At 59.4% G+C, this 25581-nt stretch carries 13 protein-coding genes and 1 pseudogene; 6 read left to right on the forward strand and 8 right to left on the reverse strand.

What is annotated here, in order from left to right; all coding sequences use genetic code 11:
• Positions 1 to 152: 152 nt before the first annotated feature.
• From rpoN to ACM42_RS02630, 4 genes are all read right to left on the reverse strand, one after another.
• On the reverse strand, positions 153 to 1655 hold the full coding sequence (rpoN, locus tag ACM42_RS02615) for an RNA polymerase factor sigma-54 (protein WP_128948669.1): 1503 nt from the start codon (positions 1653 to 1655) through the stop codon (positions 153 to 155).
• Positions 1656 to 3095: 1440 nt separating this feature from the next.
• Positions 3096 to 3392 (reverse strand): hypothetical protein, encoded by a 297-nt coding sequence (locus ACM42_RS02620; RefSeq protein ID WP_245471963.1) that lies wholly within the window; start codon positions 3390 to 3392, stop codon positions 3096 to 3098.
• Positions 3393 to 3825: 433 nt separating this feature from the next.
• Positions 3826 to 4611, reverse strand: coding sequence for a LuxR family transcriptional regulator (locus ACM42_RS02625; RefSeq protein WP_245471962.1), 786 nt, complete (start codon positions 4609 to 4611; stop codon positions 3826 to 3828).
• A 1112-nt stretch (positions 4612 to 5723) separates the two neighbouring features.
• On the reverse strand, positions 5724 to 6347 hold the full coding sequence (locus tag ACM42_RS02630; protein ID WP_128948668.1) for a J domain-containing protein: 624 nt from the start codon (positions 6345 to 6347) through the stop codon (positions 5724 to 5726).
• 1472 nt (positions 6348 to 7819) lie between these two features.
• Between ACM42_RS02630 and ACM42_RS02635 the strand changes: the two genes are divergently transcribed.
• Entirely contained in the window at positions 7820 to 9151 is a 1332-nt protein-coding gene (locus ACM42_RS02635; RefSeq protein WP_128948667.1) for a hypothetical protein, read from the forward strand.
• A gap of 936 nt (positions 9152 to 10087) precedes the next feature.
• Here ACM42_RS02635 and ACM42_RS38585 read toward each other — a convergent pair.
• Positions 10088 to 10225 (reverse strand): annotated as a pseudogene (locus tag ACM42_RS38585) (transposase); the annotation flags it as partial.
• Between the two features lie 267 nt (positions 10226 to 10492).
• On the opposite strand from ACM42_RS38585, the gene ACM42_RS02645 reads away from it, so the two are divergent.
• Both ACM42_RS02645 and ACM42_RS02650 read left to right on the forward strand, forming a co-directional pair.
• On the forward strand, positions 10493 to 11746 hold the full coding sequence (locus ACM42_RS02645; RefSeq protein WP_128948666.1) for a DUF418 domain-containing protein: 1254 nt from the start codon (positions 10493 to 10495) through the stop codon (positions 11744 to 11746).
• Positions 11747 to 12294: 548 nt separating this feature from the next.
• Positions 12295 to 12714 (forward strand): SET domain-containing protein, encoded by a 420-nt coding sequence (locus ACM42_RS02650; RefSeq protein WP_128948665.1) that lies wholly within the window; start codon positions 12295 to 12297, stop codon positions 12712 to 12714.
• Positions 12715 to 15613: 2899 nt separating this feature from the next.
• Here ACM42_RS02650 and ACM42_RS02655 read toward each other — a convergent pair.
• Positions 15614 to 16189, reverse strand: a complete 576-nt coding sequence (locus tag ACM42_RS02655) for a hypothetical protein (RefSeq protein ID WP_128948663.1) — start codon at positions 16187 to 16189, stop codon at positions 15614 to 15616.
• Positions 16190 to 17908: 1719 nt separating this feature from the next.
• On the opposite strand from ACM42_RS02655, the gene ACM42_RS02660 reads away from it, so the two are divergent.
• Positions 17909 to 19234, forward strand: coding sequence for an MFS transporter (locus tag ACM42_RS02660; RefSeq protein ID WP_128948681.1), 1326 nt, complete (start codon positions 17909 to 17911; stop codon positions 19232 to 19234).
• Positions 19235 to 19644: 410 nt separating this feature from the next.
• On the opposite strand, the gene ACM42_RS02665 is transcribed toward ACM42_RS02660, so the two are convergent.
• The gene (locus tag ACM42_RS02665) at positions 19645 to 19851 is read right to left on the reverse strand and encodes a hypothetical protein (protein ID WP_128948662.1); all 207 of its coding nucleotides are present in this window, start codon (positions 19849 to 19851) and stop codon (positions 19645 to 19647) included.
• Positions 19852 to 20802: 951 nt separating this feature from the next.
• On the opposite strand from ACM42_RS02665, the gene ACM42_RS02670 reads away from it, so the two are divergent.
• Both ACM42_RS02670 and ACM42_RS02675 read left to right on the forward strand, forming a co-directional pair.
• Positions 20803 to 21414, forward strand: coding sequence for a hypothetical protein (locus tag ACM42_RS02670; RefSeq protein ID WP_128948661.1), 612 nt, complete (start codon positions 20803 to 20805; stop codon positions 21412 to 21414).
• A gap of 265 nt (positions 21415 to 21679) precedes the next feature.
• On the forward strand, positions 21680 to 22420 hold the full coding sequence (locus ACM42_RS02675) for an NEL-type E3 ubiquitin ligase domain-containing protein (protein ID WP_245471961.1): 741 nt from the start codon (positions 21680 to 21682) through the stop codon (positions 22418 to 22420).
• A 765-nt stretch (positions 22421 to 23185) separates the two neighbouring features.
• Here ACM42_RS02675 and ACM42_RS02680 read toward each other — a convergent pair.
• Positions 23186 to 25411 (reverse strand): hypothetical protein, encoded by a 2226-nt coding sequence (locus ACM42_RS02680; protein WP_128948660.1) that lies wholly within the window; start codon positions 25409 to 25411, stop codon positions 23186 to 23188.
• Positions 25412 to 25581: the final 170 nt, after the last annotated feature.

The raw sequence follows: 25581 nt of genomic DNA on the forward strand, positions 1-25581 counted from the left end.
AAAACGCGCAACGCACAGACGATCTGGTTGAGGGCCGGCCAAGAGATCCTCCTCACCACCAGGTGAATCTAGAACGCATGAACATGCTCAAATTTCGCACCAGCGGATTCGTTCAATCACCAATCACCAAATCTCGCTCCAAAGGCCCGCTTTCAGGTAAATACAAGGCGTCGGAGGATTCCAGATCGAGGGCTGGGAGTTTCTTCATGGAGGCCAGTTTCGCCCGATGCTCGACTGTTGATCGTTGACCACTCGGTGTCGCGGCGGCGTTGCACCGAGGAGGGAATGCGCATGGCTTCGCGGTACTTCGCGACCGTGCGGCGGGCAATATCAATGCCTAAGGCGCGCAAGCGTTCTACGATGGTATCATCCGACAGGATCGCGGAGGGTTCTTCCGAATCGATCAGCTGTTTGATGTGGTGGCGCACGGCTTCGGCCGAATGCGCCTCGCCGCCGTCGGCCGAGGCGATCGAGGCCGTGAAGAAATATTTCAATTCGAATGTGCCGCGATTTGTCGCCATGTACTTGTTGGCGGTGACGCGCGACACCGTGGATTCATGCATCTGGATGGCGTCGGCGACGGCCTTCAGGTTCAGCGGCCGCAAATGCGCGACGCCGTGGGTGAAGAAGCCGTCCTGCTGGCGCACGATCTCGGTTGCAACTTTCAGGATGGTGCGGGCGCGCTGGTCGAGCGCGCGCACCAGCCAGGTGGCGTTCTGCAGCGCATCGGTGAAGTAGGACTTGTCGCCGTCCTTGCCGATCTTCTTCGACAGCTCGGAATAATAGGTCTGGTTGACCAGCACACGCGGCAAGGTGTCGCTGTTGAGCTCGACATGCCAGCCGCCGTCCGGACCCGGACGGACATAGACGTCGGGCACCATGGTCTGGAGCCGGGCCGAGCCGAACTTCATGCCGGGCTTGGGATTGAGGCGGCGGATCTCGCCGATCATGTCGGCGATGTCCTCGTCGTCGACACCGCAGAGCTTGCGCAGGGCGGCGATGTCGCGCTTGGCGAGCAGGTCGAGATGCTCGACCAGGGCCTGCATCGCCGGATCGTAGCGGTCGAGCTCGCGGAGCTGGATCGCCAGGCATTCGCTCAAGTTACGCGCGCAGACGCCGGGCGGGTCGAATTTCTGCAGGACGGCAAGGACGTCCTCGACCTCCTGCTGCGACGCGCCAAGACGTTCGGCGGCCTGGCCGAGATCGGGCGGCAGATAGCCGGCCTCGTCGACGAGGTCGATCAGGTACTGGCCGATCATGCGCTGCGCGGGCGCGGGGAAGGCAACCGAGAGCTGCTCGGCGAGATGGTCCGACAACGTTGTCTCGGCCGCGACAAAAGCTTCGAGATTGTAGTCTTCGTCACCCGAGGCGCCGCCGCCCCATTCGGTATAGGTGGTCGGCGCCGCGTCCTGGGCGTTGCACGCTTGGCCGTCGGCCAGCTGTTCGCCGCTGACCTGATGGACCTCGGTCGGCGCTTCGTCGGCAGCTGCAGCGTCACTTTCTCGCTCGAGCAGCGGATTGCGCTCGAGCTCCTCCTCCACGAAGGCCATAAGGTCGAGATTGGACAATTGCAGCAGCTTGATCGCCTGCATCAGCTGCGGCGACATGACCAACGACTGCGATTGCCGGAACTCTAGTCTCTGCGTAAGCGCCATGAAGCAAGAACCGCTACTGAAGTTGGTGCGCGTTTTGCTCATTAGTCGGAAGCTGATCCATGCGCTTTGATGTCGCGCAAAATGCAGATCCAAGGTGAGAATTCTGATGAAGCAGCGGACAACTGGACGGCGACTAACTTGTCGGAATTCCTCGTCAAGTCCCATTGTGCGAGACTGAGAACTGGAGATTAGGATGTGGCACTGTGACCCGAGGACATGAGCCAACAGGCCAGCTTCACCGTGGCGAGAATCCCATGAAGGACTTCGCCGATCCACGGCAGTTTCGGTGACTTCTGCGAGTAGCCGCGATCCTACACCATCCCGCAGGACGGGTCAGTGCCTGACCGCCGCTCAGACAATCGATCAATGTCGAGCTTTGCTGCGCGCTTGCAATTGGCCCGAACTTTGAAGTCGATCGTGGAAGGACGTTGCCCAAATGAATTGGCACCAAGGTTGTCAAAATGGTTGAGTAGCGGGTTGATCCGGCCGCAAGATGGGCGTTGCGCCAAAAGAGATTGCGAGGTTGTCGTCGCGGCTGCATAAAGCCAGCCGCTTGTTAACCGCCAGCGTCTGCCTATGTTGCTTGTCCGGGTTTCTGACGCAAATCGGCACAAGGTCGAACAGCTGGCACTATTGTGCCTGCTCTTCGACTCATCCTGCCGACATTCTAACGTATTCGCGATGACGCTTCTGGGCCGCCCACGCATCCGAATCTGGGAAGGTTACTTTCTTCCCAAAATGGCGGCATGATCGGACAATCTTGTCGGTTTTGTCGAGAGCCTGCGCGAGTCGCTTCGCTTGCAGCGGACTGCCGACAATGACACGCACCGCGAAAGACGTCCGCACGCGCGAGACCGCCATGCTGTTACCTGTCACCCCAAGCACCACCCCATGCTGGCAAGCAGGGGCTTGCGAGCGCTTTAGCGCACTCCGCGGTCATATCTGTGCTGCCGGCGGAGCCTGCCGCCACCTCAAAACAATACCTCCCCGAAGCTTGTGTGGATGCCGATGCCAATCACTCATCTCATTGGCATCTCAGCTGCGGCGAGACGACAAGCGCGAGTTCGCACTCTTGGTACAACGCAGCGAGTCGCAGAGGCGGCCAGCTCCCGACTCGAACTCTCGGCTCATTGCCTGCATCGCCAGACCCGCAATTAGTGCTTCTGCTGCCTCTGTGCCGATGTACGACCATATACCACGCTGTAGAACACTGCAGCGGAAGTTTGGCACTGGGCATTACCAACACCATTGAGCGCCCGCACGAGCTTCAAGCGGCGGATCAAGATCAACACCATTTCCATCAGCGACCGCCGCTGCAATGTTGTCCTAGCCTGCTCTCCTCGGCCAGATCAACATGCGCAAGGTCGATAGCTGGAGATCCCTTACCACAACGCCTATCGCTAGGCGATTGATCTCGCTGCACGAGCAGGTCGTTCCACGTTAAGGGAAATCGCGCCACAATTGCAGCAGCTGGCAAGCCTCGATTGCACAACGCGAAGCATCAACTCCTCGATAAAGGCGGCGCTGCCCCCGGCGTGAAGTCACAGCTTTAGCCACCATGGTTTCGTCCAGCGGCAAGCCCCTGCCATAGGTGCGGACCAGCTTGCCGCGGCCGGTCGCGTCGGACAGCGGCACCGCGATCCTGCTTGATAGGGCCGGACGGCCGACCAGCGCGGCCTCGAGAGCCTCAGGACGATTGGTGAGGAGAATGAAGGTGATCTCAGCGTCTTCCTTCAACCCGTCCATCGCGTTGAGCAGTCTGTTAGCAACAAGAACCTATTACATCGCGATTCATCAAATAAACATCCTCGATCTGAAACGCAGCGAATTTCACATCAATCTTGCCAGGATCGCGTGCTTGATATTTAGCGCCGGAGGCGTACATCGTCCGTACGAGGAAATCCAACCTCTGAGAGGCGGACTGCTTCTGGCGACGAGACTTGCATGCAACGACGACGCCCCAAGGTCCACACCAGGCACTGCTGAGGGACATCGCATACGCGCGCCTGATGCGCTTGCCCACCCAGTTATCTGATTTGAGCCGTTTTCCGTTGCGGTGCATCGTTGAACCCAGTTGAGATCGGATGTCCCGCTCCGCGGCAAATGCATGAGAACAGAAGAGCCCGCCCGGGAACGGGGCGTTTGATCGCTTTTTTATACGCGCACGGAATTAAATGAGGCGGCGTCGGGTTGCTATAGCTACAGCATTTGTCCGGTTCGCCGCCCCTAGCTTCCTGATGACGTTCTTCATGTGAAAATTGACGGTATTCGGGCTGACCTCAACAACTTTCCCGATTACCCAAGCTGACTTCCCCTCTGCGACCCAGTATAGGCACTCTGTTTCTCGCTCTGTTAGCGGAATGTCTGTCTTGGAACCTTCATCAAGCGGCGGTGTAATCTGCGCGACAGCGTTGTGAAACGCCGACGCCAATGTCGTGAGATGATCGATGCGCGCCCGTGGATCGGCATCATCGAAGGGAGATGCAAACGAAACGAAAGCCAATCGGCCTTGCGATCCAAACAATGGCACGCTTATGCCATGCTTAAGACCTGCTTCTCTGGCCTCGTGCAAGACGCGCAGCTCACGGGGCTGCAGTTCATATAGACTGGTTAGCTCATCCCAGAGAAAGGGCCTTGGTAGCATTGCTGTCCGCCGGACCACGGGGTCGATCGCTCGATACTCTTGCTCAGCATAGCGTTGGCACCAATCTGACGGGAAGTTTATAGTTGGCGGGGGCGGCAGATACTCCGGCAGACGACGCTCATTCGAGCGGGTGAGTGCTCCGTACGCGACTTTATCGAAGCCTTCATTGCTCGAGCAATTCACTAGAAGATCGAACAGGGCTTTGATTGATTGTGTCTGTATGGCGCATTCGACGAAGCTGAATAGGTCGGGACCGCGGCTTTCCCGTCCCCTTGAAGAGATTGGCATTTTGCCGTGCGATTGGTCATCCATTTCTATTTCCATTTTGCTTACACAGATGTTGGGGTCCGCTTGTTTCAGGTGAACGCTCACGCGCGAAGGAAAGCGCCGGGCCCGAAATGCTTGGCCAGGTCCCAGCTCGCACCGGGCAGATAGCTGGAGCAAACCGACGTGCGCCCGAAGATTGAGCCAAGTCGATGCTGATCTTTTCGTTGCTGACCCGCCGGGTTGCTATCCGAGGTGCCAAATTGACGCGAGCGTATCCAGACTCTCGAAAGAGTGGCTGGCAAATGACGCAACTTTTGCGGCGGACAAGGTCAGTACTTGTCACAAGAACATACCAGCATCCCCAGCGCCAACCTAAGGAAGTGAGCTCGGCACAGAACTCTTCGCGCAGCTCGGCACAACTCAGGTCAGAGACCGGTGCAGCGCTTGCGCATGCCGGGCTGCCACTCGCGGACATTGACACATAGCTGCTTGATGAGGACGACAGCATGTATGCGATCCTCAGGCCTTTCCAAGAACCATCAGGATGGGCACAGCAATTCTCGCACCACTTTCCGATCGACAAAATGGCCCGCTAAGAGAGGCACTCAGAGAAACACGGCGTCGTCTGAGGTGTTTGAACGGATGTGGCATACGTCAAACATGCGACAACGTCTCAAGCGCGACATCGAATTGATATGGATCAAGAGCAAGGCTGGATGCCTCACCTGCGCTGACGCGGAACGCGGATGGGCGCTGCCTGTGAGTGCGGTCCTAAGGCGCGAGCCAAATCCATTACGAGCCTTCCCATCCTTGAATCGAGAAGCGGAGCAGCAGTTTAGTCTAGCGGGGTCTTTGAGAGGACCGGCGCTTTCGGAGTTTCGCTATGGCGCGCCATCGCGAATGTCCCATTTGCGTCATGAGGACTTGCCCCCTCCTTGGAAAGCCGAGAAGGGAGCGAAAGAGGCAAGAATCACGGAAGGTTCGTCGTGGTTTGATCCGGGAGGGCGGTTGATAAAGACGTGACTTGGCGGAGATGTTGCCTGCGGGCGTCGGGGTGGGGGTCTGAAGCGGATTACGCGCCAGCTCGGATGCAGCTTCACACGATCAAGGTCCTACGTAGCGGCGGGTGGGGTGAAGCCGCTCAAATCGTGTCCGGGCTAGCTCTCGCGCACCACGGTCTTCAGGTAATGGTAGGCCTTGATGATCTCGACCAGGCGGTCCTCCTTAGAGCGGTCGCCGCCATTGGCATCGGGATGGTGCTGTTTGACCATCGCCTTGTACTTTGCCTTGATATCTTCGAGCGTCGCGTCGACATTCAGGCCCATCACCTGCAACGCTTTCCGCTTGGCATTGAAAATCTTGCGCTCCTCAGGCTTGGCCTCCGCGCGAGGGCGGGGACTGGCGCGTCCGCTCAGTTCGGCGAGCATGCAAAAAGCATCGCAGGCGCCCTCGGAATCGGCCGGGCTGCCGGTCATTTTGCGAGCGCTGATGCTCTCGCCCATCTTCCAGGTTGGACGATGGCCGATCAGCTCGTCCTTCTGGTAGCGCGCGACCGCTTCCGCGTCCATGCCCGAGAAGAAATTGTAGGACTGATTGTATTTGCGCACATGGTCGATGCAGAAGTGCCAATATTCGCGCGCATTGCCGCGACCCTTTGGCGCGGGATGGGTCGCCTTGTTCTGGCAATCAGGCCATTCGCATAGCGCCGCGGTCTGCCGCTCCTGCGCGTCCTTCTTGTTGATGCGAATGGAGGCGAAGAATTTGGATGTGTCGATCGGCATGACTTGGCCCCGTTGGCGGAGCGGCAGTTAACAGCGCCGCTTCTAAGCTAGCGAATTGGTTTGGACGGCAGATCTGGCTCGGCCTTCGCGTCTGGTCCACTGGCGTGATGTAGCAGGCGCTTCGTAGCAATCGACATGCCAGGGCTCGCGAGCTTGGTCCAGACAATCACCAATTTGCGATCTCAGATCGACTCGATCGCAATTTGCTGTCGGACTCTGCACATAGAGGGCTTGAACGGGGACCGGGTGAATACGAAGAAAGCGGGAGCTATGCAGCACTCTCGGTCATGACGCGCTCAGAGAGGCAGCGTGGCAAGGCGGACGGCGAACCTGCGAGAACTTCTCCAAGGAGGCGATACGGCCCGAAGGAGAGGATCAACATTATGCCCTTCTCAACCGTCTGCGGTTGATCATGCAAGGGTACAGATTCTCCGCAACAGAGTGCGTGATCTGTTCGCCGGACTGTCGAGACGGAACTGCCGCGTTCGGCAGACGCCGGCGAGCTGAAGCCGCCGCGGATGGTCGCGCCGGCCGTGCGGCACGGCTATGGCCCGACGCGCAACATCGCCACTGTCGGCGCGATCAAGGCTGCCAGCCCAAGGCGAGGACCGATGTGCGAGCGGCTCGCCGGTTGGATCCCCGTCACCCCTAAATGATTTGCCAGTCCGAGCGCGGCGGACCAGGAGCCTCGATCCCCTCCTGCCCGCCCCGTCGCCGCGCAGTATGTCGAGAGGCGATCCCAGAAGGCGCTGCCGGCCCTGGTGGAAAGGATGCGCCGAACCTTTCCCCTTCGGTGATTTCGGGCCTGAACGACCAATCACGGCGAATACGAGTGCCGGCAGCACACAAGACAGTCAGGGTGCTCAAAGAGATTCCGAGCTCGTTCGGAGCGGCAAGAAGAAGGTTATGCAGGATCTCAATGGCGCCCAGCCGCGCGGTCGCGGAGCATGCATTCGGTACCTTGGTCGAGAATGGCACCAATATGCGCGTGACCTTGGTTACCGGACAAGGATCGCCAATCTAGGACCTATGGGCTTTCTATGACCTTGCTGCCGAAGCACCAGAGCCAGTTGAGACCTACAAGCCGATCGAGAGCATCCGCCGCGGTGCGACACACGAGCGCGCGAGCCATGGATCCGTTGTCGCCACAAATCCTAAGATTGATGGTGCAAGCTGATCCAGGTGGCGTCGGGAATGTTGGGTTGACTGAAGAGGCCAAATCAGTTGCCGAGATCGTCGCGGCGTCAGAGTGCCAACGCCATTGAGCTCTTCCCGAACACACAAAGCCATGCCGCCTCCTCGGCTCCGTCACCGGTCGAGGGTTAAGAGCGGCGAAATGACTAATCTGAGATCGCAATCGCTAAATTTTCTCTAAGCGCGTCAGCTTGTCGACAGCTGACCCTGACAGAGCGAGAGAGAGCGACACTATCGGCTCGGCATTGCCGAGTTGACTCAAACCCCGCGGAGTGGACATGGACCGATTTAACAGCATCAACCCATTCGACCGAGACAACGCCGCGCTGTCACAACCGCAACAGCAGCAAGCCCAGTTTGAGCCGTACTTGGATGAAGTGCCGCACCTTGATCCCCCTGCTGCAGAGATTCCTGCTTCTCCAGATCGCTACTATCCTCATCTGTCCGAGGAAGATCGTAGACCTATCGAGGCCTTGGTACTTGGGCACCAGGGGGCCGGCGGTCCTTATCCTGAAGACGCAGTAACGAGACACCTCGGGGACACCGCTGCCCAGCACAGCGCGCCGGGGGAAGCTTCGACTTGGCCGCTACCTGCGGAAGGTCATGATCAGGATCCCTTGATGGGCGAAGCCATCCTAGCATCGTCTTTCGACCCAAGCGTGCGCGATCACTTCGGACACCCCGGAGAAGCCGTCCGTCAGTTCAACTGGAGCGGCGGCTACCAGCCGGCTCCGTACGAGCTGACCTGGAGCGCTCCCGTTTCAAGTCGGGAGGTCCTGATGGGTGACGATTATACCGGGGAGTTGAGGCCTGCGAAGAGGCAAAGAATATTAAGCCATACGGAAGGGGATGCCATCGGGGGCCAGGTGAGCGAGCCCGGCAGTTCAGTCGTTCGCGAGCTGATGGAAGAAGTCGGCGCACCGTTTCAGGCCCGCGGTCCGGCCGTCCTTCCTGCGGAAGACTTCGATCAGGATCTGCTGTGGGCGATGGTGGGAAACGCCGGCCCATCGTCGTCTCTCGAACCAACCGAGGGTCATCACCAAGCGCCGGATTTAGAATCCGTCGTTCGTCCCTTCAATTTCCGGCAGGGCGACCAGCACGCGTCCGCTGCGCTTGACCTTAACAACGCCCCGCCGAGCCAGGACAGCCGACCCAACAGTTTTATCGTTCACAATGACCGCTACACGGCGCTGTTCGTGCCCGCTGCGGCGATCAGGCGAAGCACCCCACTCAATCCGCCAGGCGCTGCCATTCCTCTCGGATCTCGACGGGAAAACGTGCCGCAGCCCAGCACGCAGCCAGCGAATCGAGCCTCACCAGCGTTGCTTGGACGGTCGATGGACCAAGCCGCTCCGGCGTCCTCCAGGGCTGAAAGGACGTCCCCCGCGCCCCGCGAGATTTATGCCGCATCATTCGCCGTTCCCGAGAATTTTTCGCACGGCACCCAACCCGCCTCGGACACGATGCGCTCGAAGCTCGGCCGCTGGGGCCTCTTGCCGAACGAGGCGCAGCCGGTAAAAGAGTACGACATTCGCGGCGAGCGTTACACCGCCCTCTTGGGGCCGGGGGGCCCCAATGACGTTCGGCTCATTCATCAGCCGAGAAGGTAGATGCTGAGGGACAATCCCACGCTACGAGCCCGTCCGCATAGCTCCGTGTTGGACTTGCTATTGGACCATAGCTTGCTCCAGCAACTCTTGCGAGCTTGGCGCGGTTCCGGGCGGTGCGGCTGAGCGCTACCCGGCCCGATTGACTTGCGCGCATCATGGCTGTGCGGCTCCGCGTTGAGCCGCACAGCCATCGCCCTTTCACTTCCGAAGAGCCGGCGGCCAAAGCTGCGAAGGAAACCTACGGCGTTATTGCCGTTGCGCTTTGCAGCATTGCCATTGATTGGGGCCGCTGCCCCGAGACAGGATAAGCATCCTCCGAGCAAAGAGGCTGCTTCGCGCGCCCCCATTGAACACGCGCCAGCTGAGCTTAGCTGGCTACAGATGAATGTGGTCGTCCATTAGCCTCAGACGCACATCCTCGTCGTGGCCTTCCGCAGAAAGCTCCCGTGGCCAACGAGGCGCTGCCCAGCACCTCGTGAATTCCGCCTCAAAATCAGTACCGTATGTTAGGGTCAGCACTGGTCGGGATACCGTGCGATCTTCGCTTAGCCCAACCGACGAGTTCCGCAGCTTACACGGTGCGACCCCGACTCTGCCGCCAGCGCCCCTGCACTGGTATACTCTGCCTCAACGTCCCCGCGGAAAGCCGGTGAGCAAGTTTTGGCGGAGCTAGGTGCTGCAACCTGTAAGAGCAGTGAATAGATCGTGCAGTATCTGTCGCTACTCCGGACTCGGACGCTTTGATGAGAGCTGCGTCGTTCGGGACATGGATTCGGTTCAGCGCCGGGTGCCTTCGGCACTGATCTGCCCATCGAAAAAGACCACCTGAGGTGACCTAGCGCCTCAAGGAGCTTGAGCGCAGAATGAAGCTGAGCAAGCCGCAGCGACCTCTATCCGGCTGATCAAATCGGCCAGATTAGGACGTGACTCATTAACGCGCAGCCACAGCCTGATTGATGCAAGTAGGACGAGCGCGAGGTAGTCGGCGGCGAGTTTGTCGTAGCGCGTTGCCACGCGCCGACAATGCTTGAGCTTGCTGAAGAAGCGCTCGACCAGATTCCGGGCTCGATAGAGATAGGATATCGCTCCGTACTAGCAGAGAATTTCGCGTTTCATCGTCTCGTCTGTTTATGGAACGATACCGAAATAACACTCGCGGCAATACCGGGAGATCAACTTGAGCCATTGGAGAAATTTCGCCAATCCAAGTTCATGTTTATTTCCTCGCGCACTGGTAGCGAATCAAATTGTCATCGTTCGAGTCGGCCCCCAATTTAGGTAGTTTGATGCGGCACGAGGCGGCATTCTAAATCTCTGCATCGAAAATGGGGGAGTCCTGCAATGACCGGTGGAAGCATCGGCTCGGGCACCGCGCCGGCGAGTAACTCGCCTCCAAAGCCTATGAGCCGGTCGGAGCGGTTCGACGCGATTGACGTGCTGCGGGGCTTGGCCCTGTTCGGCGTGCTCGCCATGAACATCGTGACCATATTTCGGGTCTCCTTCTACGCGCCGTTCTTGCCGAACGCGGAGCCGGCGGGGCCGCTCGACCGGGTGGTAGCGGCTGTGCTGACGGTCGCCGTCGACTGGAAGGCGCTTGCGCTGTTCTCGCTGCTGTTCGGCGTCGGCCTCGTCATCCAATTCGAACGGCTTGCCGGCGATGCACGGCGCATGATCTTGCTCGTGCGCAGGCTAGTGGTGTTGCTGGCGATTGGCCTGGTGCATCTCTGTTTGATCTGGAACGGCGACATTCTCGTCGAATATGCGCTGGCGGGCTTCGTGGTGCTGCCCTTCCTCGGCGGCGCGCGGTGGCTCATGGCGGGTGCAGCCCTGCTGCTCCTGGGGCTCTACGTGACCACGCCGGTGCTACCGCCGATTGTGCCGCTGCCGGAAGCAGCCGGGATGGCCGGTCTTGCCGCGGACGCGATGCGGGCCTACGGCACAGGCGGATTTTTCGATGTGCTCGCGTTCCGGATCCGCGAGGTGCCGGCGATTTTTTCGGCGCACGTCATGGTCTTTCCGCGCACTGTCGCGCTGTTCCTCGTTGGCGCCCTCGCGTGGCGCAGCGGGGTTTTGCGTCGGGCTTCGGCGAACCGGCGCCTGCTGTTCGTCGTCGCAACCTTTGGCATTCCTCTCGGCGGCGGATTGAGTCTCGCGGCAGCAGGACAAGGGCTCTTCGATTGGCCGTCGCTCGGGCGCGCGCATTTTCCGGTAGAACAGCTGGGGGCGGTCGTGTTGGCTCTCGGTTATGCGGCCGCAGTCATCGCGGCTGTGAACCTCGCGGGCGGGCGGAGGATGCTGGGCTGGGCCGCACCGCTTGGCCGCATGGCGCTCACCAACTATCTGGCGCAATCTGTGATCTGCGGCTGGATCTTCTACGGCTATGGTCTAGGCCAATTTGGCCGGCTCGGCGTGGCCGCGACACTGACGATCGGCATTTTCGTGTATGTCGCGCAGGTGGTGTTCAGCGCGTGGTGGCTCCGCCGCTATCGGTTCGGTCCTGTCGAGTGGCTCTGGCGCTCGTGCATGTATGGGGTACCGCAGCCGATGCGGGCAACGGTCAATTTAGCCATCATGCGCGCGACGATAGCAGATTGATGCGGGCCCAGATACCCTAGCTGCGTGCTGCTTCAAGCGGAAGCCGCCGAAGCGAGTACGGCTGGTTTTAGCCCTTCAGCGACCTCGGCAGACGTCCGCTTTTCCACCGCTATTGAAGGGAGCGGACACCAGGCGGCCAGCCGCTTAATGAGTACACGGCCTACTGTTTGAGGACCACTCGAAAATTGCGAACGAGCCGCAAAGACAGGCGCCACGACAACATGATTGCCGAGCGTTGCCTCGGCGGCTTGCAGATCTGCGAAAACGCCTCGCGTGTCGCCGCGCTGATAGGCTCAAAGGTCGCGATCGCGCGACATGAACTCATCGCCTTGACGCGGATCTTTGCTCGGTCTTCCATTACTCGCAGGCCCTTTCCAGCACCGCCAGCATGCCGGTACGACGGAAGGGCAATCCGCAGCAGCCGGCAACAAATGCAGAGAAAATCCAAATGTGATGGAGGCGCGATTAGACGACCTATCAATTTATGCAGGAGATTTCGGGACTCAGGTCACTTAGCTTGCGGTGATAGTGCCTGGGAGATTTCTTCAATGTTGATCGTTGACACTATTTTGAAACCAGACCAGTTTGGCGGCATTGGACTTTTCTCAGCTACTCTTTTGCCTAAAGATTCGTTGATTTGGATTTATAATCCTATCGTTGACATCGCGGTGACGCCTGAGCAGTACGAAACTCTAGCTCCAACATTTCAAGCTCTACTAGATAAGCATGCCTATCCAAGAGACTACAGGGCTAGCGATGGCGTTGTAGAGTATAATGCTGACAACGCCCGCTTCATGAACCACAGCAGTCAGCCAAACACATATCAAGACGATCATTGCCGAATTCTGACGGCGCGTGACGTACAACCTGGTGAAGAACTGACTTGCGATTACTTGTTTTTCGATCCTAAGTGTGACTTATCGTGGAATAAAGAACCAACGGCGAATGTTGAGGCTCCAACGGGCTAGGCGGTAGTGGATTGAGCTTGCGCTCAGACCACTTCGACTTCGTCGGCGAATTTACCCGGGAGAGTTTCCGCAACTCGTTGAGGTTATCGACGGACAACAGCTTTTTTCGGTTGCCTTGCCTACCCTAGGCAAGATCTCCGCGGATGTGCCCGATCTCGCACTTACTTTAGAATTGATGACCCTCGATCGATCCCAATCACTGCTGAGATGGCCCCGACATATCCTGATATTATCCGTGGGATACGCCGATTGTGCCGCTTGATGTCAGAGTCACAGATGTGCTGTTCAGAAACGCTCTTGATGAGGGCCGCTAGCGGCCCGATCTTTGCGCCTCGATTTAACTTTCGCGCATGGAGAGGGAATCCGTCCCATCCAGTCGGACGCTACGTACTCCCGTATCGAGACCCGTTTTAGGTTATGAGATCAGCGACGACTGAGTGATCGAGTTCTTCGCCGAGGTCCATCCGATCTTGCCCTCCGTGCCAATGAACTATCCCTACGCGCTCCAGGACGCCGCGCGAAGGCAACGGAAGCCGGAAGACGACGGGCGAGTCGATCCTCAAGCGGTCCGGGCACGACTCGTAGCTTCCTCGCGCACTCACGCTCCCAAAAACTAGCACGAACCAAACTTGCAAGAGCCGGCTGGTGCCATCACGGCAGCTCGCGCAGTGACAAGAAGATTGCACTTGAAATCACGAGTTCATCCAGGCTGAACCGGTTCCTGCCTCCCGATGTAAACCACTAAACTCGCGCACGAGCGCGTGCCTTCGACGATCGCCCCGCCATGCAGCGACTGTCGACGCTCGTTTGTCCGTCTGCAAACCAATGGAGTGTCGCGATCACACCTGTACACCGAGTTGCTTCGATTTCATACCACCCGCATCGACAAGGCGCGCAACTCCGCCTCCGAACCACAGCTCGGTTCCAGTGATAACACCTCGATCTGTTGACCCGGACGGAATTCGCTCCAAGGGCCATTCCGCGCGCCCCTTTCGAGGGCGCCCCCAAACGAGCGGGAAGCCCACCCGTTGTCTCATCGCGCAGCGGCCACAGGCGAGCACAGAGCGCTGGCAATACGCGCCGACGGCTTGTTGCAGCAGCGGCGGACGCTTGAGCGGCTGGCCATCTGCAGGGGACGAATCGCCGACCGAGGAATTCAAGCCGTGGGGATGCAGCGATGCGGTGAGGTTCTGCGCGAGGATCAATCCAGCGCAAGGCACTCGGCCAGAATTGCTTGAGGAACTGCTCGACCCGGCCTTCATCGCCATGCGAACTCAGGTGGGGCATTTCCTTTCATATAACCGCAGAAGATCACCAGATGGAATGCGAGCCGCGCATCCTTGCTCCTAATCGCCAGACTTTACCAAGCAATCCTAGACTTCCCGATTCCGGCGCTCGCCGCTATGGCCCGTTCGCCTGACGCGGCTGGGCCCCTCCATGAGCAGCATCATCGGCCCCATCAATTTCAGCTTGCTGACGGTGTGAAGTGCGAGCACAAGTTCGGGCGTTTCTGCCAATCGTATTTACCGGCGCCATTGGTGCCCCCCGCGCAGATCGTCGATGCTACGTGTGAATGCGGCCCTGTTGGCTGGGCGAGACTTGAGGCGATTAGGATTGGACCACTCTTTGCTCGCGAGCCAAACGCGTAACCTGCGGCACGTTCGGGCGCCGAGCCTGTATGGAAGGTGCTCGATGCCTGTGTTTCTAAATTCCGCACCGAGACCTCTCCTGGGCAACTGTGACCGCAGCGAGCCCCAACATCACGTCGCCGGTGAAACCAAAATGGAGGCGATAAAGCCACCAGATTGCGCAGCACCGGTCGAGATCGGACATTGCTAGCGCCCGCCTTATTGCTGCGACTATCCGCACCGTCGGCTTCATTCCGCGTATCATCTGGAAACCTCGCCGTCTCGGGGCCCGCGCTCTCCATTCAATGACGTTTCCGGGGGCGCTGGCTCGCTGTCCGACGCGTGCACCTGCAATAGATCGGAAGCTGAGATTGATGTTCGCCATAACGGTCTTTTCCACTTTTCGAAGCTGCTCGCACACGCCTATGTGCACGCGATCTTGCTCTGATCCTACGGCGGAGCTACTGCTTGCAAAACGCCCAGATCTGGTAGTGCCATTTGACAGGATTCTCATGGATAAATACGCTCACACGATTTCACTGCTACGCAAAGCAACTGGCCCACTTGCGAGGGTCGTTGCGGCTAATGACCTTTGCTGCCACTCCTTGAGAATACCTCCGCGTCCGCCAAGACAATCAGGCTCACCGGCAGGGCCTCCGCTGCTTCCGATTAAGCCCTCCACGGTCACCGGTTAGCTGCCAAATTTGCGCGAACTCAGACATCGCGCGCTGGCTGGCGGCCCGCCCCCGTTCGACCGCGCTGGCAATGTGGGTCACCTCGCGGAGCAACGCCCCGAACAGTTCGGCCCGCAGCGCACCATCGTGCAGTGCTTGTTAAGATCCTCAGACGCAAAGCAGCCGAGATGATGATCCGCGCACGGCTAAGGTGCGGCGCCGGCCAGTGATCCCGGGACTGGGGCGCGGCGGGGTGCAATGGGCACTCGGCGACGTCGCCTCAGTCCTTCCGATCCTGCGCGCGATGGCACAACGTCGGACTGGCGGACAGCCGGAGCTACATCGGTCAAGCGAAAGTAACATCCTCTGGTGAAGCAATGGGGGGAAATATTGCAGGCCAGATGATAGGTCAGCACCAGGCAGACGAATGCCAGGATGACGGCGCATCAAGTGGGCTACCAGTGGGTCCGATGATGCGTACCCACTGGCGGCGCGAACAATCCACCGCTAAGCAGTGAATTCTCTATCCAGATAAGGACAACCGAATCGAGCGCAGGGCTCCAGTCCGGCCCGATCGGTTCACAGTCGGGTTGCGTCTCATACCCGCGTAAGCTTAACGAACCCTCCTTCGACTAGCTCGGCTTTGTAGGCCCGTTCGTTAAGCAGGATTGTTGTTGGGTTATCAGCGGCCGGCATGAAACCTTCTTCGCGTAGCTTGTCCATGAGGGCAGTTGTGGCCCATTGCTCTGGTAGCGGCGTTCCGTAGCGCCGGTTTTCCCTGAAGAAGGCTCCGAAGTCCGGTACGCCCGCCCGGCCGGCCCCAACCACCTGGTCGTCCGCTGGGTTATGAACAAGAAGAACACGGTTGGAGTCATCCAAACCGGCCGTGTAGCGGTGACCTCGGATTTCATAGGTCATCGTCGGCTGGTCCGAGTCCGGCAAGAGACCCCGGTGGAACAGCCTGTCGACCATCGGGTCAGGGGCGATTTGCGAGCCGTGCGAAAATGTCTGGGGAGCGGCGAATGAGACATCTACCGCTTCCTCACGTGCGGCAGATGATGATGGTCCAGCTTCATTCATGATCTGACTGAACAAATCACGATCTTCCTGTGTCCAGACGTACGCCGTCGGTGATTCTGGTGAACGGGCATTATCGATCGAGTTCGGATCCATGAAGCTCTCCTTGCTGTTACGAGAACAAAGGCCTCTTGAAGATCTCCCCCATGGATTGAGCTGAAGTTCGTCACGAACTCAGACATGGGCGGCTTCGTCATCGAGAGACCAAGTTCGAGTGTTAAAGAGGCTGGCTTTCGAGAAGCTGACAAAGATCGAAGAAGAAAGACAAACCCGCGGCCGCATCTTCCACGTCTGATGCGCTCATCTCCGAGCCAAGTCTCATTGCACCTGACCTCGCAGTCGGCGCGCAGGTCTGCGCCGTGCCTCGCGTTCACCTGGCGGTAGGGCCGGTTCGGAGGTCCAAGCGATGCGGACCGCAGCCAGACCCAGTCTTGTACCGAACACGTGCATTTCGATCTCTGCCGGCGACCAGTCGTTCTGGCTTACAGTTCGAGCCGACACTCGAGCCGCTAAGCAGAATGACCGTGATAGCCGCGCCGGCGAGAGAGTGCGCTTACGGAAGAGTCCGGCAAGCGCGAGCGAACTCTTCACCTGATTAGATGAAGAACGAAATTGCTCAGACGCAAAGCAGCCGAGACGATCATCTCGTGCATCGATAAAAGTGCGGCGGTGCCGGTGATCCCGGGAATGCGTTTGCCGCGGCGTCTAATAGGCACTCCGCAACGTCCCTCCTGCCTCCGATCCTGACGCATGATGTGCCCTCGGCTGATAGCCGGAGCTACATCGATCAAGCGGAACGTTACATCCTTAGGTGAGGCAACGCGAATGGCAAACTTTGTCCCAGCCGTTATTGACGCTCTCCGTCAGGAGAGTTGGCGCTCGTGTCAGCGCGTTGGCAAGAGAATTCACTCGTGTCCTTAAAGGAAAATCGTCTAATTCGCGCGTGCCGAAGTCGCCGCCGAAATGTCCGCTCTCTCTAAGCGTCTCTTGGCGAAGAAACGTAGGCCACCCTCTTTGCTTGTCGGTCCGGGCACCCGAACGGCGGCTCCTGCGTGTAGCCTCACTGATTTGCCTTAACAGCTTCCCAAGTGGTTACCAAGACGTACGACCCTGACATTGACGCGCACCTAACGACGTGAGGTCGGCATCCTCGGTGTCAGGGCCGAATAGCCGGGCCTTCTGCCCGTCCCGGGTGACGCGCTCGCGCAGGAATAGCCAAGATGCACGGCGGGCGGCGCCGAACGTACCTTATGACGGACGACCTGGGTCTTGATGGTCGCCAGACGCGAGCGGCCCGTGAGCGGGCGGTTCGCCCGCTCGCTGGCGAGCCAGCCGCGACGGAAGGGTGGAGCACCGATGAATCGTGATCTTGCTCGCGCGCGAGACCGCCGCAGGCGCGCTGATTGTCGGCAAGCGTCTGGGCGATGAAGACGTAGCCCACTGGATCCGTAAGGAGCGGACGCAACCAGGCGACGCTGAGATGGCTTGAGTTGTCGTCGATCGTGTTCGGCGCCAGCCAATTTTGTCACAAACTCGCCGCAGCAGCGCAATGTCTGCGGCGACCGATAACTGCAACAGGTTCTCATGTTTGTCGCGCCGGCAAGGCCAGCGATCAGATCAAGGGTTAAATGGGCCGCGGAAGGCAGGCATTTTTATTGCAGACGCTACCGTGAGGTTCGTCGTGACGCGCTCCAGCCTACATTTGGAGAGACGCAATGGCCGTGAGGGGCGCGTTCGGGCAAGTGGAAAGCAACTTTGCGCGACCTGTCTGGTCGAAATGTTCGGGCCGGGATCGCGCTCCAGATTGGGTCGAAGATGGCGAGGCAATTTACTCGAGAGAGGCTGGAGCCGGTCCGCGCTCCGGCAGACGAACGCTTGACGGGCCGCGCGGTGTTGGGCGCAACCATGGGCAATATTCTCGAATTCTACGACTTCGGCACCTATAGCTTCTTTGCAATACAGATCGGTCAGGCGTTTTTCCCGGCAACCGACCAATTCGCCAGCCTCATGCTGTCACTCGGAACCTTCGGCGTGGGCTTTGTGACCAGGCCGATCGGGGCCATCGTGCTCGGCTCGTATTCGGATCGGGCTGGCCGCCGGCCCGCGATGACCGCCAGCTTTGCCATGATGAGCGCCGCGGTCCTGTTATTGGCCATCACGCCATCGTACGAGACAATAGGACTTGCCGCTCCGTTGCTAGCCATCTTCGCACGCTTGCTGCAGGGCTTTGCTCTCGGAGGTGAAGTCGGTCCAACGACAGCCTACTTGATGGAAGCGGCCCCTGTGGGAGCCCGCGGTCTGGCGGTCTCGTTTCAGCCCGCGAGCCAACAGGTTGCTGCGACGGCTGGAGCGTTGGTTGGAGAAATTCTGTCGCTCGCCATGACAAGTGAGGCGCTCAATGCATACGGATGGCGGATCGCGCTATTGCTCGGCGCCGCTACGTTGCCGTTCGGACTATGGTTGCGGAGCGTCCTACCCGAGACGTTGCACCGCCCTGAGGCTCCGGTTCTGGTCACCCAGCCCGTAAGGCGACCGCCTGCCGCACGCCGCATCATGAGCTTGGGATTTGTCATCTTGGCCAGTTGCACGATCACTACTTATGTTACCGGATATATGACCACCTACGCGTTGACCACCCTCCACGTTTCGGCACCTCTCGCCTTCGGCGCCACGCTCATCAGCAACATGGCGGGCATTGCCGCAGCGCTGCTGGGCGGCCTGCTCGCAGACCGCGCAGGCCGTCGGCGCATCATGATATGGCCGCAGGCCGCTGCATTGCTGATGACCTATCCAGTATTCCTGTGGATTGCGGAGAGCCGCAGTGCCCTCGCACTTCTAGGAGGTCTCGGCGCGCTCACCCTGATCGGGACGATTCCGTATAGCGCCTTCTACGTGAGCATGGTCGAAAGTTTGCCGAGGAACATTCGTGGTGGCGCCTTCGCGACGATCTACGCTTTTGCGATTGCGATTTTCGGAGGCACAGCTCAACTGGTCGTCACTTGGCTGATCTATCTTACCGGGAGCGCACTCGCGCCCGCTTGGTACATGCTTTCCGCTAGCGCGGCCGGGCTCTTTGCGATGCTGATGATGCCTGAGACGGCGCCACTCAATTTTGTGCCCAGCCATAGACGAACGTCCTAACGCCACGACCGCTGCCCTAAGCGTAGCCGAACAGGGTAGGATGACATCTATGACGTCCGAAATGCGAAACATCGAGCAGGAAGACGCTAAGGGGCGTAGCACGAAAGGCAATCTATCCTGAAAATTGGACCAGTTTGACATCGAGCAGGAGCTCCTGCCGGAACGGCAGCGTCGCGCTCTGAAACCACTTTTTCCCCCTTACCGAACGTTGGCCGATGCGGCAGTTGCGCGATTTGGCGGTCGTCGCCAGCCGGCTGTAAGTGAGCAATGACCCTGATTATCCTTAGAGAACAAGAAGACGCGGCTTGCACCGTCCGCCAGCATAGCCGCACGGCATAAGGATGCGGCCGCTGAAGGAGCAGCGGCCGCGACGAGGCTCGATCCTCATTTTCTGCTTGATTGTTTTCCCGTCAGTGCAGGACGCACGAGGGATCGGTCAAACAAAAAAACAGATCGCAGATACCATTCAACGGGTCATCCGCGCACTCAGGATATGATGTATCGGCTACCTGCACGCTGGCGGTGAGCGGTTGCGCGACAACTTCCGCAGCAAAAGGAGGTACCACCGCGGTTGCAAGCGCGAGGGCGCTCGCCGTCACCAAAACAGACTTTTTCATTTGAACCTTCCTAAGTTGGCCCAGCCCTCGTGACGGTCTATAGACGAGGCTGCAAGCGGTAAAATTGATTTTCTTGATCAGATCTATCGACCGAATGGATAAGTTCGGGCATCACAGTATCGCTCTGTCTACCCGCAACCTGAGAATCTATTTTATGGTCGAACGCTCGACGGCCTCGGTCGCTGCATTTCTCGGAGCACCCGACAAGGGCTGTTGTTGAATCTGACTCGTATCGTCCGGAGCCAGCCACAGTCGGTTACATCGTGTCGACACATGCGCCCGAACGCACTTGCGTCACAATTGGTCGCGCGATTTTCATCACCGAAAGAGAGGACCGCGACAACCGCTTACTCATTCGTTTGTTCGGCTGCGCTGCAGGCCACAGGCAAGGCTACGATGCAGCCGGTCACGGCGGCATGCTTACAGTCTAACGCGACTACATTCCACCAACTTGCCAGCGCCGCGATATGGTTTTCTGGCGCAGCCCTTTCCCGATCCTGTAAGACTAGTCAGCCGAGGAGCGAAGACGCGAGAGTGACGATGACGGCATCTCGGCTGAACTCTTCTCAGGCATTGACAATAGGCGTTTAGCACAGCTGCAACGGCCCGGACTTTCTGTCGCGATGAGACTAGTCAGCTTCTCGACAGCTCAGCGTCCTAGGTTGAGAACACCTCGAACCAGACAAGAGGCTCGACCCTGATCAGCTCAACCTGGAAAGGGAGAAGCAGCCGATCCCCCTCAAGATGGCGAGCCTTTCGAGAATTAGATTCGTGCGGGCATCTCGCCGTCTTTGGTGCGCCGGTCGGCCAGCATATTCGGCCCTCCAAGGGTTGGGCCGCGCTCCATGATTGCCCGCTTCTTCTTGATGGATATCGTCACAATGAAAGACCGGCTTTGTGAAAGCGGCGCTCCAGCGCATTTGCTTCATTTTGCCATGGCAGGCGTGAACAATGAATACAGATCGGACGCAGCTTGACGGCGACGGCTTTTTCTCAGTTTCCGGCTCCGAAGCGTCCCAATCCGAGGCCTCAGAACCCGGCACTCCCGTTGCGGCGCATTGGGACGAGGCTTTGACGGACGCGCGGCCGTCCGCTTCCAATGCGGCAGGGCCGCAGGACCACATTGTGGATGCGCGGACGGCTGATGAGGGGCAGGACGAAGACGAGAACCGCCAAACCGCCATTACTCAAACGAGCGCTTTGCCGGAGAATGGTAGTGCGGCGCTAAATCTCTCCTCATTGCCCGCCGCCCTCCCGCCCGAGCTTCAGGTCTTTGACGCGAGAGACAATCAATTGGCGAGCTTGCCCGTACTTCCTGACGGGCTCCGCGTGCTCAATGCAGCGCGCAATCTGCTGACCAGCCTGCCGGCCGACCTGCCATCCCGGCTCCGGTCCCTGATCATCGGCGAAAATTCACTGACAAGTCTGCCCGCCCTTCCGGCAACCCTTCGGGAACTCAGCGCTTACAGCAACCACCTGACCAGCTTGCCTGCGCTTCCAGCCGGGCTGCGGAGCCTGGTTGTCGAGAATAATCAGAGCTCTACGCTGGAAGCAACCACCTGACCAGCTTGCCTGACCTTCCAACCGGGCTGCGGAGCCTAGTGGTCGAGAATAATCAATTGACCAGTCTGCCCGCTCTTCCAGCAACGGTTGAGGAGCTCCATGCTGAAAGCAACCAGCTGACCAGCCTGACCTTCCAGCCGGGCTTCAGGACCTGGACGCCGGTGACAATCAACTGGCCAGTCTGCCCGCGCTTCCGTCAACGCTCCGGGATCTTGTCGCGCCAAGCAACCAGCTTACCAGCCTGCCCGATCTTCCAGCCAGCACCGTGAACTACGGCAATAGCGAATTCCGGCAGGCCGTGGTCGAGGATCTGCGGCAGGCATCGGCGAGGCCTCGACTGCGCGAGTTGTTTTTCCAGTTGGCCTCCGATGCATGCGCGAGCTGTCAGGATCGGATCACTTTGGCCTGGAACGGGATGCAGACCGCACGTCTGAACGCCGACATCGAGGACGGCCTGTACGACGATCGGCTCGCCGAGTTGCTCCAGCATGCCCGCGTCATGTTCCGCTTGGAGGCGCTGGACGGAATAGCGCGCCAGACGGTCAATGTCCTTCGTCATCACTCCAGACCGGTCGACGAGACCGAAGTCCATCTCGCCTACCAGACCCAATTGCGCGATCCACTGGAGCTGCGACACGTCGCCCCCGACATGCGCTTTTTGACCGTCTCTGGCGTCACCCGCGGCGACGTTGAGAGGGCGATGGCAACGGTGCGGCAGCAGGAAACGGTAGGTTTTGCAGACTATCTAGCGACGCGCTGGCAACCTTGGGAAACGGTGCTGAGGCGCATTGCCCCCGAAGAGCACGCAGCAATGGACGATCGGCTCATCGATGCGATGGGCGAGGAGTTTCAAATTCGGCTGAACCAACGGCTCGCCGAAGCTGGACTTGCGGGCGATGCCGACGCCGAGCGGATGCTCGGACCTCAAATCGTCAACGAGATCGCCCGCGAGATCAAGAGCGAGGTGATGCACCGGGTGCTTAGGGCGCACGGCATCGAGCTGTAAGAGATCGGTCAGATCCGTCATACGGATTGCGGTCGTGAGCTCGTGCCATCACTCAAGTCCCCAAAGCTGATCGGGCGACGGAGCCTGCTCTTCCGCCGATGCCAACGTTGCTAAGCTCGTAGGCCACTGAAAAAGAAGGGAAATGACTGACCATAGTCCGTGTACTGAAATTATCCCGGCGGCGCTCGGCGCCATTGTCAGTTGAAGTGAAGCAGCTTTGAGCTCACTCGGCTTGAGACGCTCAACCAAGAAAGACAAGCCCCAGCATCGTTCGGGGGCCATGGAGGCGCGATGCTGGGGCTGTCGTAGCCCTATGCAAGAGTAGCAAACAGGCAGTGTTGTTGTGCACCGCCCGATTCGATTCGTCAAAGCGGTGAGGATGCTCAGCTCCCGAGCATCCCGACCCTCCGCGGTCCATTGAAGCTCCGGAGAGGCTTGCGCGCCAGTTCGCCGCGGGCAGACAGGCGAAAGCACTGGCGTCCGGCCGGATCGCCGCCCGCATCAGGTACATGTTTTGCGCCTGTAACACTCGGGGGCCTCCTCCGGCCTAGCGCCGATATTCACCAGACCCCGGAACGGCTACTTGCCTGGCGACGACCGACAATCCTTGGAATCGCCGGCTGATAACGCTCCCGGGTATTCTCTTCCTCCATCCTTTTGTAAGATGGCGCCCGAAGGGGCTAGGCGCTGATCAAGCAGTCCGCCGAGCCGATCTGGATGCATCAACGCTTTCACCGAACGGCTCACCGCCGCAAGACGAGCAGCTCACTGGATTCCCAGGCGAGCCATCTGCGCCGACACATGCTCCGGATCCGAGACGAGTTGCCAGGGCTGGCCAGCGGTGGTGCTCAACAAGGACTTACAGAACGCAGGAGTGAGCTTGCCCCGGTGGATCACGACGTTGTCGTGCCCCTCGGCGGCTCGAGCGCTCTGCCAGTGTTGATTGTAGCCGCGCTGTTCGTCGGACTTCACATGGCAAGCTGCGAATTCGCGATTGCCGAGCGTTGCCAGTTGCCAGGCATGTACCGGGTGCTTGGTATGGATGTGCACCCACATCGCCCTTGGCATCGCACCATTGCGCAGCGCCTTGGGCTGCAGCTTGATTTCGAACAGCGTCCCTGGCTCTCCCTTCAAGGCGCGCGGTGGATCCACTGACGCCAGTTCCCCCGCGTCCCGCAACTGTTCTAGGTATTTTTGCGATGGAAACGCATAGGTCTTCATGCAATCGCTCGCGATTGCTGCCGTTCGCGCGTTCAATGAGTTTGCCTGTCCCTGAACCTCGGACAACATCCTTTTGAGCCGGACTATTTTTTCGTGCACTTCGGGCAATTGCGCAGCCGTGAGCAGGCCGCGTCGGCGAGGCTCCTCCAGCGCGGCAATACAGGCCTCAATCTCGGAGGACTGCGTCTGCAAGTGGTTGATGACGACATCCAAGACGTGTTCGGCGTCCTCGGGCTTCATGTGCCGGGCTTGCGAGGCGGCGCTTTGCTGAGCAGGCAGATCGAACTGCAGCAGCTCGTCCAATCGTTCAAGTAAGCCCGGCAGTGCTTTCCTGGAGGGCGGAGCCCGCCACATCTGGAGGTGATCGAACGCAGAGGATGACGCGCGTGCCTCCTCCGCCGTGGCGAGTCTCTTTGTGCCGAGATCCGAGAGCACAATGACCTTGCCCCTTGGGGCCCCGGCTGCATCGGGCCTAGCGAGTTGCGGCGCGGGTGGGCTGGCCGTCGAACTCCCCTCCCCTGCGGCTGCTGCGTGCTTTGCTTTGCCCTTTCTGCGCGCCGGAGTGCCTTCGCCGACCGGGATAGTATTCTCTGGCATCGCAGCCCAGGCCGGCGGTTCAATCGTGGCTTCCGTCTTTGGCTGCAATGCCAGCAGCCGCATGACTTCGTTCGCGGTCACCCAGGCAGCTTCCACGATCTCGTCCAGCAACTGCAACGGAAGGTCAGCTTCCGCACCGGCCTCCCTCAGGTTTCCAAGCATGGCGCCCAGTTGGGATGCAAATTCCGAAAGCCGTTCCATGACGCCTTCCAGGACGGCGCGGTGCTCCGCGTCGAGCGCCGCTCCATTGCCGTTCAGAACGGCTCCGGACGTCGAATTGAATGCAGGGAAAACATCTTTGACGAAGGTCCGAAGCAGTCGCACCCCCCCGCTCTCATCGATGAGGGCGTCGCGCACGTCTGGTTCCAACGTGCTCGCTTGCGATTTGACCAAGAGCTCCGCGAGCGCGATCCGCGATTGCAGATGCATGCACTTCATATTAAGCGCCCAGCCGGTATGATGCCTCAGTGCGGCATCTTCGGCGTTGCGCATGTCGGGCGTGCTGCTTGGCAAGTGGGCGGTAGCGGCACAGACAGACTGCGTCCGCTCGAAGCGCAACGCCTTCTTTCCCCACCACTCCATGCAGGCTACATAGCGGTTCGCAACACTTGCAAACAAGCGTCTCAGCTGGGCGGGCGAAGCGACGCCTTTGAGCCCGTCGAGCACGTCTTGTGCTTTCTTTCTGCTCTCCTCCAGCTCGTAGATAATCCAGGTCGCCACTTTATTACATTCGTCAGCCTCCCTCAGAGTGTCATCGCGGAGCCGGCGAGCCTGATCGTCTGGCAGAATGCCGCGCGCCAGATCGGGAGGCAGATTCGCGTAGTATTCCAGAACTGTTGAGCCTGCTTTGATGACCTGATCCATCAGATCTTGCCTCTCAGGCAAGTTTCGGGCGTGCGTGGCCGCTCGACGGCAAGCTTCAAGCTCCCCAACCAGGCTGCTCAATTTTCGCTCTGCTGCCTCGAAGTCGTGCCGCGTTGGCGCCGCTACATCCGAAGTGGGTGGCGGGCTCGCAAGCGCCGCAGAGCGCATCCGCTCCAGGATAGCATCGAAGGATTGACCACGTTCCCGAGGGAAGAGACCAGGTTCCGGGCTCGAACGGCCCAATTCCCCAGTCCTGTCGACCTCGGCGGGCTCAACCTGTGATCGATCAGCTCGGCCAACGCCTGCCATACATCATCTCCGAATAATCGAAAGTGCAGCCCGTCTGGATAGACCGCCTCGCTGACGACTAGCTGACCAAGAGCATTCATCCGCATGCGCAAGAAAGAAGATGTGGCCTTGTGTTCCAGCTCCATCGCAGCTCCCGTGTTGCTGACCGCATCACTGCCCCGGTGTGATCC

Source organism: Bradyrhizobium sp. CCBAU 25338 (assembly GCF_028128965.1).
GTDB classification, from domain to species: Bacteria; Pseudomonadota; Alphaproteobacteria; order Rhizobiales; family Xanthobacteraceae; genus Bradyrhizobium; species Bradyrhizobium liaoningense.